This is a genomic window from Nocardia brasiliensis IFM 10847 (assembly GCF_000710915.1).
Taxonomy (GTDB): domain Bacteria; phylum Actinomycetota; class Actinomycetes; order Mycobacteriales; family Mycobacteriaceae; genus Nocardia; species Nocardia brasiliensis_A.
In genome coordinates, this window is the sequence record NZ_BAUA01000035.1 from 67,911 (window position 1) to 81,368 (window position 13,458).

At 68.1% G+C, this 13,458-nt stretch carries 13 protein-coding genes; 10 read left to right on the forward strand and 3 right to left on the reverse strand.

All coding sequences use genetic code 11. The annotated features are described in order from the left end of the window. Positions 1–3: 3 nt before the first annotated feature. The 10 genes from NBRGI_RS06985 (at position 4) to NBRGI_RS07030 (ending at position 10,942) form a co-directional block, all read left to right on the forward strand. A complete protein-coding gene (locus NBRGI_RS06985; RefSeq protein WP_029893688.1) occupies positions 4–1,131 on the forward strand; it encodes a glycosyltransferase family 4 protein in 1,128 nt (375 codons plus the stop codon). 207 nt (positions 1,132–1,338) lie between these two features. Further along, positions 1,339–1,722 carry a hypothetical protein gene (locus tag NBRGI_RS06990; RefSeq protein WP_029893690.1) on the forward strand — a complete coding sequence of 128 codons (384 nt, stop codon included), beginning with the start codon at positions 1,339–1,341 and terminating at the stop codon, positions 1,720–1,722. A 41-nt stretch (positions 1,723–1,763) separates the two neighbouring features. Beyond that, complete coding sequence (locus NBRGI_RS06995) at positions 1,764–2,201, forward strand: SRPBCC family protein (RefSeq protein ID WP_014983104.1); 438 nt, start codon at positions 1,764–1,766, stop codon at positions 2,199–2,201. A 59-nt stretch (positions 2,202–2,260) separates the two neighbouring features. After that, positions 2,261–3,478 (forward strand): ArsA family ATPase, encoded by a 1,218-nt coding sequence (locus NBRGI_RS07000; RefSeq protein ID WP_235210875.1) that lies wholly within the window; start codon positions 2,261–2,263, stop codon positions 3,476–3,478. Then, positions 3,468–4,193: a hypothetical protein gene (locus tag NBRGI_RS48960; protein ID WP_235210871.1), complete on the forward strand. Its 726-nt coding sequence runs from the start codon at positions 3,468–3,470 to the stop codon at positions 4,191–4,193. The genes NBRGI_RS07000 and NBRGI_RS48960 overlap by 11 nt, the downstream gene beginning before the upstream one ends. Further along, entirely contained in the window at positions 4,190–5,197 is a 1,008-nt protein-coding gene (locus NBRGI_RS07010) for an ROK family glucokinase (protein ID WP_029893697.1), read from the forward strand. The genes NBRGI_RS48960 and NBRGI_RS07010 overlap by 4 nt, the downstream gene beginning before the upstream one ends. Before the next feature lie 253 nt (positions 5,198–5,450). Then, positions 5,451–6,176 carry a lysophospholipid acyltransferase family protein gene (locus NBRGI_RS07015; protein ID WP_029893699.1) on the forward strand — a complete coding sequence of 242 codons (726 nt, stop codon included), beginning with the start codon at positions 5,451–5,453 and terminating at the stop codon, positions 6,174–6,176. Between the two features lie 640 nt (positions 6,177–6,816). Continuing rightward, positions 6,817–8,382: an alkaline phosphatase D family protein gene (locus NBRGI_RS07020; protein WP_029893701.1), complete on the forward strand. Its 1,566-nt coding sequence runs from the start codon at positions 6,817–6,819 to the stop codon at positions 8,380–8,382. A 51-nt stretch (positions 8,383–8,433) separates the two neighbouring features. Continuing rightward, entirely contained in the window at positions 8,434–9,711 is a 1,278-nt protein-coding gene (locus tag NBRGI_RS07025) for an FAD-binding oxidoreductase (protein WP_029893703.1), read from the forward strand. 445 nt (positions 9,712–10,156) lie between these two features. Further along, on the forward strand, positions 10,157–10,942 hold the full coding sequence (locus NBRGI_RS07030) for an SDR family NAD(P)-dependent oxidoreductase (protein ID WP_029893705.1): 786 nt from the start codon (positions 10,157–10,159) through the stop codon (positions 10,940–10,942). Positions 10,943–11,057: 115 nt separating this feature from the next. On the opposite strand, the gene NBRGI_RS07035 is transcribed toward NBRGI_RS07030, so the two are convergent. The 3 genes from NBRGI_RS07035 to ctaC all read right to left on the reverse strand — a co-directional run bounded on the left by NBRGI_RS07035 (position 11,058) and on the right by ctaC (position 13,143). Then, positions 11,058–11,558, reverse strand: a complete 501-nt coding sequence (locus NBRGI_RS07035; protein ID WP_029893707.1) for a hypothetical protein — start codon at positions 11,556–11,558, stop codon at positions 11,058–11,060. Between the two features lie 77 nt (positions 11,559–11,635). Further along, a complete protein-coding gene (locus NBRGI_RS07040; RefSeq protein WP_014983095.1) occupies positions 11,636–12,052 on the reverse strand; it encodes a cytochrome c oxidase subunit 4 in 417 nt (138 codons plus the stop codon). 14 nt (positions 12,053–12,066) lie between these two features. Next, entirely contained in the window at positions 12,067–13,143 is a 1,077-nt protein-coding gene (ctaC, locus tag NBRGI_RS07045; RefSeq protein ID WP_014983094.1) for an aa3-type cytochrome oxidase subunit II, read from the reverse strand. Between the last annotated feature and the right edge of the window lie 315 nt (positions 13,144–13,458).

Genomic DNA, 13,458 nt, shown 5'->3' on the forward strand with positions numbered 1-13,458 from the left:
CGCATGGCCCGAACTCTGCTGGTGACCAACGATTTCCCGCCGCGGCCGGGCGGTATCCAGTCCTATCTGCATGCCCTGGCCGGTGAGCTGCCACCCGATGATCTGGTGGTCTACGCGCCGCGCTGGCGCGGGGACAGTCATCTGAAATTCGATGCCAAGCAGAAGTTCCAGGTGGTCCGCCATCCCACCACACTGATGTTGCCGACCCCGCTGGTGCTGCGCCGGGCCGCGCGGCTGCTGCGCAGCGAACAGTGCGACACGGTGTGGTTCGGCGCCGCCGCCCCGCTGGCTTTGATGTCGCCGGTGCTGCGCCGGGCGGGCGCGGAACGGATTCTGGCGAGCACGCACGGGCACGAGGTCGGCTGGTCGATGCTGCCGGGCGCCCGGCAGGCGCTGCGGCAGATCGGCGAGCACACCGACGTGGTCACCTACGTCAGCAAATACACGCGGCGCCGGTTCGCGTCGGCGTTCGGCCCGAATGCCGCGCTGGAGTATCTGCCACCGGGCGTGGACACCGACACCTTCCGGCCCGACCCGGCCGCCCGCGCCGAATTGCGCGCCCGCTACGGCCTCGACGATCGCCCGACCATCCTGTGCCTGTCCCGCCTGGTCCCCCGCAAGGGCCAGGACATGCTGATCATGGCCATGCGCGAGATCCGCGACCGGGTGCCCGGCGCGATGCTCGTGATCGCGGGCGGCGGGCCGTATGAGGAGAAGCTGCGGCACTTCGCCATCGCGCTCGGCGTCGCCGAGGATGTGGTGTTCACCGGGCGGGTGCCCTCCGGTGAACTCGCCGCCCACCACACGCTCGCGGACGTTTTCGCGATGCCGTGCCGCACCCGGGGTGCGGGCTTGGACGTGGAGGGTCTCGGCATCGTCTATCTGGAGGCCTCGGCGTCAGGGGTGCCGGTGGTCGCGGGCCGCTCCGGCGGCGCGCCGGAAACGGTGGTCGAGGGCGAAACCGGGCGGGTGGTGGACGGACGTTCGGTGCAGCAGATCACCGATGCCCTGGTCGACATCCTGTCCGACCCCGATTCCGCCGCCCGCATGGGCGCCGCGGGCCGGGCCTTCGTCGAGGAACGCTGGCGCTGGGACAGCCACGGCGCCCGGCTGCGCCAACTGCTGCGATGAGCGAGCGTATGCCGAACCGGGTCACAACCAGGTGCGGTCATGAGCGCGAACGATGTGCCGGCGCGCCCCACATGCCGGAACCGAGCGTCACGGAACTGTCAGCATGAGCGCTACTGCGGCGTCGTTGCCCGAATCGGATACGCTCACCGGTGTGAGCGAAGGAACTGTCTTCAGCGCGCCCGCGGGCCGCATCGGCGAGGTGCGGGCATGAGCGCTATCCAGGTCGCCGACCAGACGTTCATCGCCGCACCGGGCGTCGCCGTCGCGGATCTGCTGGCCGCGTCGAACAATTGGCGCCGCTGGTGGCCGGATCTGACCTTGGTCGTCCGGGAAGACCGGGGCGACAAGGGAATACGCTGGACCGTGACCGGCGCGCTGACCGGAACCATGGAGGTCTGGTTGCAGCCCGCGCTGGACGGGGTGATCCTGCACTACTTCCTGCACGCCGAACCGCAGCCCGCACTGGCGCCGAACAAGCTGGCCGCCGCCAATCGCGCGCGCCGGGTGGCGGGCAAGCACATGTCCTTCGAACTGAAGTCGCGACTGGAGGCCGGTCGCCCGGCGGGCGTCGCACCCGCCCACGCCTCTTGACGCTCACCCAGCACCGACGCTGAAAGGAACCGCTGTCCGCCATGGCCGACAGGACCCAGAGGTCGATCATCATCGAGGCCCCGTCGCAGCAGGTGATGTCCGTCATCGCCGACCTGGAGTCCTACCCGGAGTGGGTCTCGGCGGCACAGTCGGTCGAGGTACAGGAGAAGGGCCCGGACGGCCGGGCCCGCACCGCGCGGTTCGTGCTCGACGCCGGGGTGGTCAAGGACAGCTACGTGCTCGCCTACACCTGGGCCCCGGACAACAAGTCGGTGAGTTGGCAGCTGGTGAGCGGTGAGCTGCAGAAGGCGCAGAACGGCACCTACGAACTCATCGATCAGCCCGACGGCAACACCGAGGTCGTCTACACCCTCACGGTCGATCTGAACATCCCGATGATCGGCATGTTCAAGCGCAAGGCCGAGAAGGTGATCACCGATACCGCGTTGAAAGAACTGAAGAAACGGGTCGAAGGCTGACGACACACACGACCCGGGTCGAGCTGTTCATCGGCAAAGGCGGGGTAGGCAAGACGACGCTGGCGTGTGCCACCGCCATGTCCTACGCCAGGGCGGGCCGTCGGGTGCTGATCGCGTCGCTCGATCAGGCGCATTCGCTGGGCGACGCGCTCGGATTCCGCTTTCCGCACGATCCCGGCACGGTCGCGGGGATCGCCACGGTGCTCCCGGGGCTCGACGTGATCGAAGTGGATTCGCTTGCGCTGCTGGAGGATCGGTTCCGTGAGGTGGTGCGGATGCTGTCCCCCGGCACCGGCCACGATCACGGCGTCGATCTGGCCGCACTCGACCCGGCCGAGCTGACCGGCCTGCCGGGCGTGCAGGAACTGTTGATGCTGGTGGAGATCACCCAGTTCGTGCAGGAGGACGACTGGGATGTGGTGGTCGTCGACTGCCCGCCCTCGGCGGACATGCTGCGCATCGTCACCGCGCCGGACACGCTGCTCGGTTATCTGGAACGGGTGTGGCCGGCGCACGCCCGCGCGATGAGTTCGATCGGCACGGACCTGCGCCGCGCGGTGCTCGCGACGACCGTCGAACGGATCGTCGAGGCGGTCACCGAGGTCCGCAACCTGCTCGCCGACCATCGCCGCACCGGAGCCCGCCTGATCACCGTCGCCGAACGGGTGACCCTCGCCGAATCCGAACGCGTCCGCTCCGCCGCCGCCCTGCTCGGCTTGCGCCTCGACACCGTCGTGGTGAACAAGGTGCTCCCCGCCCTCGACGGCAGCGCGGCAGATCATCCGGCGGCGCGCTGGTACGCGGATCGACGTGACGAGCAACTCACCGCGATCACCGAGTTACGACGCGCGATGCCGGGTATCCCGGTGCTGATCGCGCAGCACACCGGACCCGAGCCGATCGGCCTGACCTCCCTCACGGCGCTGTCGCACGCGGTGGGCTCGGACGGGGACGCTGCCCTTATGCTGAGCGACAGTCCGGCGGAGGTTGACGGAAGTTCCGGCGAACCGGTGGTTCGATGTGAATCGGGCAGCGGCCTGCACGCGATATACACATTGCGGATGCCACTGCCCGTGGTCGACGCGACAACGCTGCGACTTGGCCGAGTGGAGGACGATTTGATCGTGGGAGCGGACGGTGTCCGGCGGCGAGTGCGTCTGGCGCCGGTATTGCGGCGGTGCACGGTCGACGGTGCCGAACTCGACGGCGGGCAACTCGTGGTGCGCTTCCGCCCCGACCCGCAGTTGTGGCCGGAAAGCAGCGGCGATGAACGGTGATCGAAGCACCGGCTTCTTCGGCCGGGTCACCGGCCGAGGCGCGGACCGCACACCCGAAGCCGACGCCCGCGCAGCGGGCGACGCGAACGAATCGGCCGACGCCCGTGGACAACGCGGCCCGAACGAACCCCGAGCGGACGCCGATTCCGGGCGCACCGACCAGCCCGGCACGGGCGACCCACGCAGTGCGGGCAGCGCGGGCGACCCACGCAGTGCACGCACGACTGGCAGCGCGGGCAGCGACGCCCGAACCCACGACCACGGCGCCGCCCACTCCGACGCGAAGCCGAAAAGCGATCCCTATCAAGGTGATCCGGGCGACGGACTGGCCGAGTTCGCCGCGGAACTCAAACTGCTCGCCGAAGCCGTGCTAGAGCGGGTGGAGCCGGTGCTGCGCCGTGCGGCCGACGGGCAGGTGGAGTGGTCGAGCTGCGACTGGTGCCCGGTCTGCGCCGCGGCCGCGCTGGTGCGCGGGGAACATCACGAGGTGTTGCAGAGTGTGGCCGATCACGGCACCGCCATCGTCACGGTGCTGCGCGAGGCGCTCGCCGGCGTGCCGGTCGACCCGGTGATGCCGGAGCACGATCACGCTGCGCCGCACCGTGATTCCACCGCATCGCCGCATGATGCCGCCGCCGGACGTACGGAAGACCGCGCGGGACAACGCCCGTCGCGATCCCGCTACGTCGCCATCCCAGTGACGATCAAGGCATGACGCACCGGCTGTCAGGTGCGCGACCGCTGACTGTCGGAATCGACGTCGGCGGCACCAACATTCGCGCATCGGTGATCGACAACAGCGGCGAGGTGCTCGACACCGTGCAGGCGCCGACCCCGCATTCGGCCCGGGCACTCGAGGACGCCCTCGCCCGTTCCGTGCGGGAGCTGTGCAACCGCCATCCGATCGGCGCGGTCGGTCTCGCGGTCGCCGGGTTCATCACCGCCGACCGCACCACCGTCCGGTTCGCCCCGCACCTGCCCTGGCAGGACACTCCGGTCGCGCAGCGGCTCACCGAACGGCTGGAGCTGCCGGTCATTCTCGAACACGACGCGAATGCGGCCATGTGGGCCGAATATCGGTTCGGCGCTGCCGCGGGCGGGCACAACGTGGTGCTGGTCGCGATCGGCACCGGGATCGGCGCCGCGCTGCTGATCGACGGCCGGCTCTATCGCGGAACGCACGGTGTCGCACCGGAACTCGGGCATCTGCAGGTCGTGCCGGAGGGCCGGGCTTGCCCGTGCGGCAAACGCGGCTGCTGGGAACGGTATTGCAGCGGAACAGCTCTCGCCGATACCGCGATCGAAATGCTGGCCACCGATCCGGTGCGCTCGGTGCTCGCGAAGGACGTCTATCGCGATCCCGGTTCGCTGACCGGGCGCCGGGTCGCGGGCGCGGCCCAGGACGGTGACCCGCTCGCGGTGCGGGTGATGGCCGATTTCGCACGCTGGCTCGGCCTCGGGCTCGCCTTCGTCAGCGATATCTTCGACCCCGATCTGGTCGTCATCGCCGGCGGCGTGAGCAGTTCGGCCCCGCTGTTCCTGGACGAGGCGCGCGAGGAGTACGCGCGCGCCGTCACCGGCGCGGGCCACCGGCCGCTCGCGCGTATCCGCACCACCCAGCTCGGCGAGGCGGCGGGCATGATCGGCGCCGCCGACCTGGCCCGCGCGGCGCTCATCGAGAGCGAGCACAAGAACTCCAGGGTCGCGCGCAGCCGCTGACCGACCCGGACATTCCACGTTTCGTGGCGCGCGCCAGTGGTATTCGGAGGAGAGAAGATCTGCTCGGTCACCGATGACCACGATTCCGGAGGCCGGCAGTCCCGCTATCGGGCTTCGATTGCAGCGCACCCGCTCGCGCATGGCAGAGTGTGGTGAGATTCGCCGCTGCGCTTGGATGTGATCTGCAACCAGCGGTAAAGTCGGCAACTGACGCAGGTGCCCGCTTCGATCCCGGTCCCGGGGGAAGGACGTCATGTTCTACTGGCTGCTGAAGTACTTGCTGCTGGGACCGTTCATGCATCTCTACAATCGGCCCACGGTCGAAGGTGTGGAGAACATTCCGGCCGACGGTCCGGCAATCATGGCGGGTAACCACCTTTCTTTCGCGGACTGGTTGTTCGCGCCGCTGCTCTCGCCGCGTCGCATCAACTATCTGGCGAAGGCCGAATACTTCAACACGCCCGGCGTCAAAGGCGCGTTCCAGAAGTGGTTCTTCACCACCACCGGCCAGTTCCCGATCGACCGCACCGGCGCCGACGCCGCCGAGGACGCGCTCAACGCCGCCCGCAAGTTGCTCGATCAGGGCCGCTTGGTCGGCCTCTACCCCGAGGGCACCCGCTCCCCCGACGGTCGCCTGTACAAGGGCAAGACCGGCCTGGCTCGCCTCGCGCTCGAGACCGGCGTCCCCGTCATCCCGGTCGCCGTCATCGGTACCGACGACGTGAGTCCGCCCGGACCGTTCCGCTGGCGCCGCCGCAAGGTGACCGTCAAGTTCGGCGCCCCCATCGACTTCTCCCGCTACGACGGCATGGGCGGCAACCGCTTCGTCGAGCGCGCCGTCACCGACGAGGTCATGTACGAGCTCATGCAGCTCAGCGGCCAGGAATACGTCGACGTCTACGCCGCCAGCCTGAAGAAGAACGTCCCCAACGGCAGCGCCCGCGAAACCACCCGAATCCCGGACACCGCAGCCAGCTAGCGGGACTTCGTCCCGGCAGCAGTCTCGTTCCGGCGCAGGCGCGGCCTTTGTCTCGACAGCGTGTCCGGCGAACGGTGTGCCCTTCCACGGCAACCCGTTAGCGCAGGCCCTGCTCCTCGGCACGACAACGTCCCCTGGTTCTTCGAGTTCGACCGTCGCCAGTCGTTTCATCGGCTGGCGACGTCTGCGTTGCGGCCCACCTCGCGCCCGAGGTCTCCGCCGCCCACCTCGCACCTCCCCGGTCTCCGCCGCCCACCCCGCACCCCGAGGTCTCCGTAGCTCACCTCGCGCGCAGCCCACCCCGCATCCCAGCAATTGCCGCAGCCCAACCTCGCGGGCGCCGAAACACGCACCGCTTCTGCCGAACTCCGCTGCTCACGTGCCCGTCCCTGTTCTCAGAATCCGCACCCGTTCTCGGGTTCCGCGCCCTTGCGGGCCCCAGAAGGAATGTGGATCCCGAGAAAGGGTGCGGCTGTGGCGATCCCACCTTTACAGTCGGGGGTCGGGTCGGTGGCTGGGAGGGATTTCGCTTGATGGTCGAGAGGGGGTGGCGGGTGCGCCACTCGCCGACAGTTTGCTCGCGCCGACTCGTTACCCCGGAGTTCATATTGCGTTGGGATAGCTGGGACAGGGTGATCCCATGACTGGTTCGACCTTCGGTTTCTCCCGGCGCACCTTGTTGCGCACCTCCGCGCTCGGTCTGGTGGCGGCCCCGGCATTGGCCGCGTGCGCCTCCAACGACGGGCCCGGCCTGGTGCGGCAGCGGCCGGTGCTGACCCACGGGGCGGCGGTGGGTGACCCACGCACCGACGGCGCGCTGATCTGGGCTCGGTCCGACCAACCCGCGAAGCTGATCGTCGAGACCGCGTCCACCGAATCGTTCACCAACGCAAAGAGGTTCGCCGGGCCCCTGCTCACCCCGGACAGCGACGGCACCGGCCGGGTGCGCGTCAACGGTCTGCCCGCCGGCCAGCAGGTGCACTACCGGGTGACGCTGGAGAACGAGAGCGGCGCCGTCTCCGAACCCGTCACCGGTGTGTTCCGCACGGTGCCGACGGGCGAGTCGGATATCCGGTTGCAGTGGTCCGGTGACGTGGTCGGCCAGGGGTACGGCATCAACCCGGATCTCGGCGGTATGAAGATCTTCTCCGCGATGGCCGCCCGTGACCCGCACCTGTTCATCCACTCCGGCGATTCCATCTACGCGGACAATCCGGTCAAAGAGTCGGTCACGCTGCCCGACGGGCGAATCTGGCGCAACACGGTGTCCGAGGCGAAGAGCGCCCCCGCCCAGACGTTGCAGCAGTTCCGTGGCAACTACGCCTACAACCTGACCGACCAGAACTACCTGCGCTTCAACTCCGCGGTCGCGCAGGTGGTGCAGTGGGACGATCACGAGACCGTCAACAACTGGTATCCGGGCGGCCTCGTCCCGGCGGCCAAGAACTACAACGAGCGCAGCATGGACACCCTGGCGACCCGGGCCTGGCAGGCGTTCCACGAGTGGATGCCGGTGGAGCCCAAGGAAGCGGTGGACGGCCGCCTCTATCGCAAGATCTCCTACGGCCCGCTGCTGGACGTCTTCGTGCTCGACATGCGCACCTACAAGGACACCAACGACGCGAACAACGGCCCCGAGGGACGCATTTTCGGTGCGGCTCAGACGAAGTGGTTGATCGAGGGGCTGCGCGACTCGACGGCGGTCTGGAAGATCGTGGCGAACGATCTCCCGCTCGGCCTCGTCGTCAAGGACGGTGAACAACCGAATACCACCGCGTTCGAAGGCCCCGCCAACGGCGATCCGGGCGCTCCGTCGGGCCGCGAAACCGAGATCGCCCAGGTGCTCTCGGCGATCAAGGCGAACAAGGTGACCGACGTGGTGTGGCTGACCGCCGACGTGCACTACACCGCCGCACACCACTACGCCCCCGAGCGCGCGGCGTTCACCGACTTCGACGAGTTCTGGGAGTTCGTCTCCGGACCGCTCAACGCCGGCGCGTTCGGCCCCAACCCGCTGGACGGAACCTTCGGGCCGGAGGCCGTTTTCGTGCACGCGCCGCCGGTACAGAACAGTTCCCCGCTCGACGAATACCAACATTTCGGCGAGGTTCTGATCGACGGCAGGTCAAGGGAGCTGACGGTCAATTTGTGCGACGCGACGGGATCGGTACTGTTCAGCAAGCAACTCGCACCAACCGCCGGATAGCACCCGAGATCGGACGAGCGGCGGCGGCCGCGCTGTAGTAGCTTTCGTGCCATGAGCACGCCGCAGTTTGTCTCCGCCGAGGAGTATCTACCCCGCGATACCGCGGATGTCGTTCGCACGGTTCGGGATTCACGCGGCCGCGCGGAACGGCTGACCGTGCGCGGCGGGGAGCAGTTGGACGACGGACTGGCACTGCCCGCCCAGCCGACCGTGGTGTCGCTGCGCCGGATGAACCAGGTGCTCGACATCAACCTCGGCCGGCGGACGGTGCGCGTGCAGGCGGGCGCCAAGCTGTCCGATATCGATCGGCGCCTCGGCGCGCACGGGCTCGGCCTGCCGATCGTCGGCGACCACCGCGACATCACCGCCGGCGGTTTCGCGTCCGTCGGCGGGGTGAGCGCGGCCTCGCACAAGTACGGCATGTTCATCGATCAGGTCGTCGATCTGGAGTACGTCGACAACGACGGGCGGATCGGTACCTGCGGGCGCACCCACCACACCGAACGGTTCCATCGCATCCTCGGTGCGGGCGGGCGCGCGGGCATCATCACCGCGCTCACCCTCGACGTGATCGACATCGACAAGGACCGCACCTGGCTCACCACCAACGCGGACCGTTTCCTCGACTTCGATTCCTTCGTGGAACACGCCTACGCGGAGATCACCCGGCCCGGCAACGCGGCGTTGCAGGTGGGCCGGTGGGTCGACACCGCGCCGCTGAAGGTGACCCGCCCGGGCGGCGTCGGCCAGTTGCAGTTGGGCACGGTCCGATTCGGGCAGTGGTCCACCCTGCATCCCACCACGCCGACCCGTTCGGTGCGGGCGCGCCGCGAGGTCGGTTCGCGGGCCCGAAAGTCCTTGGGCGTCATCGCCTCCGCCGCGAGCGGTCCCGCGGGCATGCCGCTGCGCAACGCGGCCGCGGGCGCGGTGCTCTTCGCGCCCAAGGTGCAGACCCTGCGCGACGCCGAATATCTCGCCGATACGGCGCTCAGTTCGTCCGAGCGTGGTCCCGCCTACCGGGTGGGCGTTTTCGCGCCGCTGTCGAGCTACACGTCGGTGTTCTACCGCCTGCACGATCTGTTCGCCGGACACCGCGAGCGCACCGGTTGCTTCACCGTCATCTCCGCGATGACCTACGGCGTCCGCTCCCGCTACCTGCGCTCCGAAGCCGCCGCCCGCGGCCTCTCCCCCGAAGACCACGGCCTCATCACCTTCACCAGCCGCCTACGCCCCGCCGCCCTCCCCTCCGAACTCCTCCGCGACATCGTCTCCGGCATAGACGAAATCTGCCGCTCCGAAAACGCCCTGCGCTACGAGTCCCCGGAGTAAGCCCGACACGGTGCGCGCGATCTACGCCCGCCTCACAGAGGTTGTCGACACCTCACACAGCGACTCGCCGTGTGACGCGCCGACACTCGGTGTGGGAGGTCTGTGAAGCGACGCTCCGGGTAGGCGACGAACTGTGCGCAGCGGCGAGGAACCGCCGACCGCCCGTTGCCGGGCGCCCCGGCTGAACGGGGGAGCAAGGCGCAAGCCAAGATCAGGGGGAATTGGTGGCGGCGCGTTCTCGCGTTATGCCGCCGCCAATTCCCCCTGATCTTGTACCCAGGACCCGATTCGGGATCGGTCGATCAAGTCCATCAAACGGCTGGCAACCTTATACTGTGACCGGTCGCATATGTCGCCGTGAGGTTGCGGGGGCGGGCGGCTTCGGCACTGTCGGCGGGGTGCCGTGCGTGTGTTCAGTCGTTCGCATGTGAAGGTTGCTGTGCCGATGCCCGAATTCCGTACTGCCCCGGTTCGATTCATCGATCGCAAGCGTGCCCATCCGCCGGAATCGCTCGCGGGACGCCGGGTTCTGGTCACCGACGCGTGTTCCGATATCGGCCGCGCCACCGCACAGCTATTGGCCGCCCAAGGGGCGCAACTACTTCTGGTGGCTCGGCGCGGGGACCAGTTGATCGCCGCCTGTGCGGAGATCCGCGGCGACGGTGGGGAAGCGCACTGGTGCCGCTGCGATATCTCGGCACTCGGCGACGTCGACCAGCTCGTCACCTGGGTGCTCAGCGAGTTCGGCACCGTCGACGTGCTGATCAACAACGCGGGCCGGCCCGTGCGCCGCCCGGTCACCCAGTCGCTGCACCGCTTCCGCGACTATCAGCAGATGATGGCCGCGAACTATTTCGGCCCGCTCCGCCTCACCTTGGGTCTGCTTCCGGCGATGCTGCGCTCCGGCTCCGGACATGTGCTCAATGTCGGACCGTGGAGCCCCGATATCGGTGCCGCACCGAATTTCGCGTCCTACGCCAGCGCCCAAGCCGCCTGGACCACGTTCGGCGACTGCGCCGACGCCGAACTCGCCCCACAGGGCATCCAGGTCACCACCGTCCACTACACGCCCGGCCAACTCGACGACCCCGAGCAGACGGCCCAGCGCATCGAAACCGCCATCCGCACCCGAGCCCCCCGTGTAGAACCCCGCTTCACCCGCACCCTCTACGCCCTCGCCGGCGTAGCCCCCCGCTCCACCGCCCGCCTCATGCACGCCTTCGGCATCTGACCCCGCCGCATCACGAGACCTCAGCCGCCCAACGCGCACCACGAGTCGAACTCCCCACCGCCCCGCGAATGGTGGCGGAAGCTTCTCGGCCGATGCCACCACCATTACCTGGTGATCAACTGTCCAGCTGCGGACCCGAGTCCCGCGTCGACGCATACATGCAGTGCAGCAGATTGTTGCCTGTGGTTTCACACAGCCCGAAGGTCAACTGCACCCCGCACGGGGTCTCGATAGTGGTCTGGGTGTCGAAGGTGAGCGGCGGATACGGGTGCCAGGGGCAGTCGTGCTCGTCGAGCAACGCCAGAGTCCGGTCCATCGGCAATACGCCCACGGCACGCTGCACGGACCCGCCCGGGGTGTTCATCTTCGCGGGCAGCCGGAATTCGGGCTCACGCCAACCGATTCGGTCCAATCCCACCATGCGCAGCTCGCCGTCTTCGACGTGCACCTCGACGCTCTCCTCCCGCTGCAGAAAGTCCGCGAAATCGTCGGAGGTGCGCAACGGCACGCCGACCGCGCGCAGCGCCGCCACCAGTTCGTCGCCGCGCAGCCCCAATCGCAGCGCGCCGACCTGTCCGGTTTTCGCGAACGTGACGATCACGTCGATGATGTCCACGCGCTCAACCTAAGGCGCGCCCCGGAAACGGCGAAAGCCTCCTCCGGGCGAACCGAGGGGGCTTTCGTCGAACGGGCTCAGTGCTTTTCGGGGCCCAGGTAGTACTCGAACACCAGACCCGCGGCGGCGGCGAGGACGCAGACCACGCCGAGGCCGATCAGCCAGAACTGGAAGAAGGCCAGGCCGAGCGCGGTGATGGAACCCGCACCCGCCAGCAGGATGGGCCAGAAGCTACCGGGCGAGAAGAAGCCCAGATCGCCTGCGCCGTCCACGATCTCGGCATCCTCGTAGTCTTCCGGCCGCAGGTCGAGGCGACGCGCGACGAAACGGAAGTAGGTGCCGATGATCAGCGACAGGCCCGCGGTCAACACGATCGCGGTGGTGCCCGCCCACTCCACACCGGTACGGGACTGGCCGGTGAAGTAGCCGTAGATCACCGCGGTGATCGCGAAGAACAGCGTCAGCAACTCGAATATGCGCGCTTCGATCTTCATATCAGATCAGTCCCTTACTTTGCCTCGGCCGCGGTCTTGGTCGTGCGCTCGGTGTTGAACGGCCGGGTCGACGTGGCGACCGGCGACTCACCGATGGACTCCAACGCTTCGGCGTTGGTCTTGCCCGCCCGGCGCGCATCCAGGTACTTGGTGAACTTCTCCGGCGAGACCGCGCGGACCTCGAAGTTCATCATCGAGTGGAAGGTGCCGCACATCTCGGCGCAGCGGCCGACGAACGCGCCTTCCTTCTCGATCTTGGTGATCTGGAAGACGTTGTCCGAGTGGTTTTCCTTCGGGTTCGGCATCACGTCGCGCTTGAACAGGAACTCGGGCACCCAGAAGGCGTGCACCACGTCGGCGGCGGCCAGCTGGAACTCGATGATCTTGTTGGTCGGCAGCACGAGCACCGGGATCTCGGAGCTGGAACCGTAGGTCTCGACCTTGTCGTAGTGCAGGTAGGACAGGATGTCGTTCTCCGGCTTGCCGTGCACCGGGCCCGGCTGCGGGTGACCGTCCTTGGTTCGCTCCTTGTACTCCTCGAGCTGCTCCTGGTTCGCGGCCTCACGCGTGGTGTCGATGCCCTCGAAGCGGTAGCCGTCCTTGAAGTTCACGTCGCGGTAGCCGAACTTCCAGTTCCACTGGAACGCGGTCACGTCGACGGTGACATCCGGGTCGGCGACCTTCTCGTGCACGTAGTTCTGCACGACCACGGTGAAGTAGAACAGCACCGCGATGATGACGAACGGCACGGCCGTGTAGGTCAGCTCCAGCGGCACGTTGTAACCGGTCTGCCGCGGGAACTCCGGGGAGTCGGGCTTCTTGCGGTGGAAGACGACGGTCCAGAACGTCAGTCCCCACACGATCACACCCATCACCAGGGCGGCGATGATCGACCAGGTCCACAGTTCCCGCATCCGGGTGGCCTGCGGCGTGACACCCGAGGGCCAGCCGAACCGCAGCCAAACATTGTCGATCGAGCAGCCCGAGACGAGCAGCGCGGTGATCCCGAGGGACACCGCCAGCCCGGCCCGCCGAAGGATCCGGCCCCGCGAGGGTCGTGCCCCGATCTCTTCGCTCGCCTTGTGCGCCACGCTCACGCCTTCCTGGTCGCCACACATTCCGACATTTGCACCGCCGGGGCTGCGACCGCCCCGGCGATACGTTCTAAGCACATGTCAGGCCTCCCCGGTCTAGCGCGTGCGCCGCCTGAGAATGGCCTGAGTACTACGCAGCGTAGACCAAACGAGCGCCCCGTTTGTCGTCGGGTCGCATTCGACACTCCGCCGATCGCGCGCGGGCCAGGGTACCGGTCGCGCTCATCTGCCCGTCCGCCCCCGCGCACCTCGGCAAAAGCCCTGGACAGGGTGCGCGCGACGCGCGGAGGGACGGCGTGCGGCATACTCGGA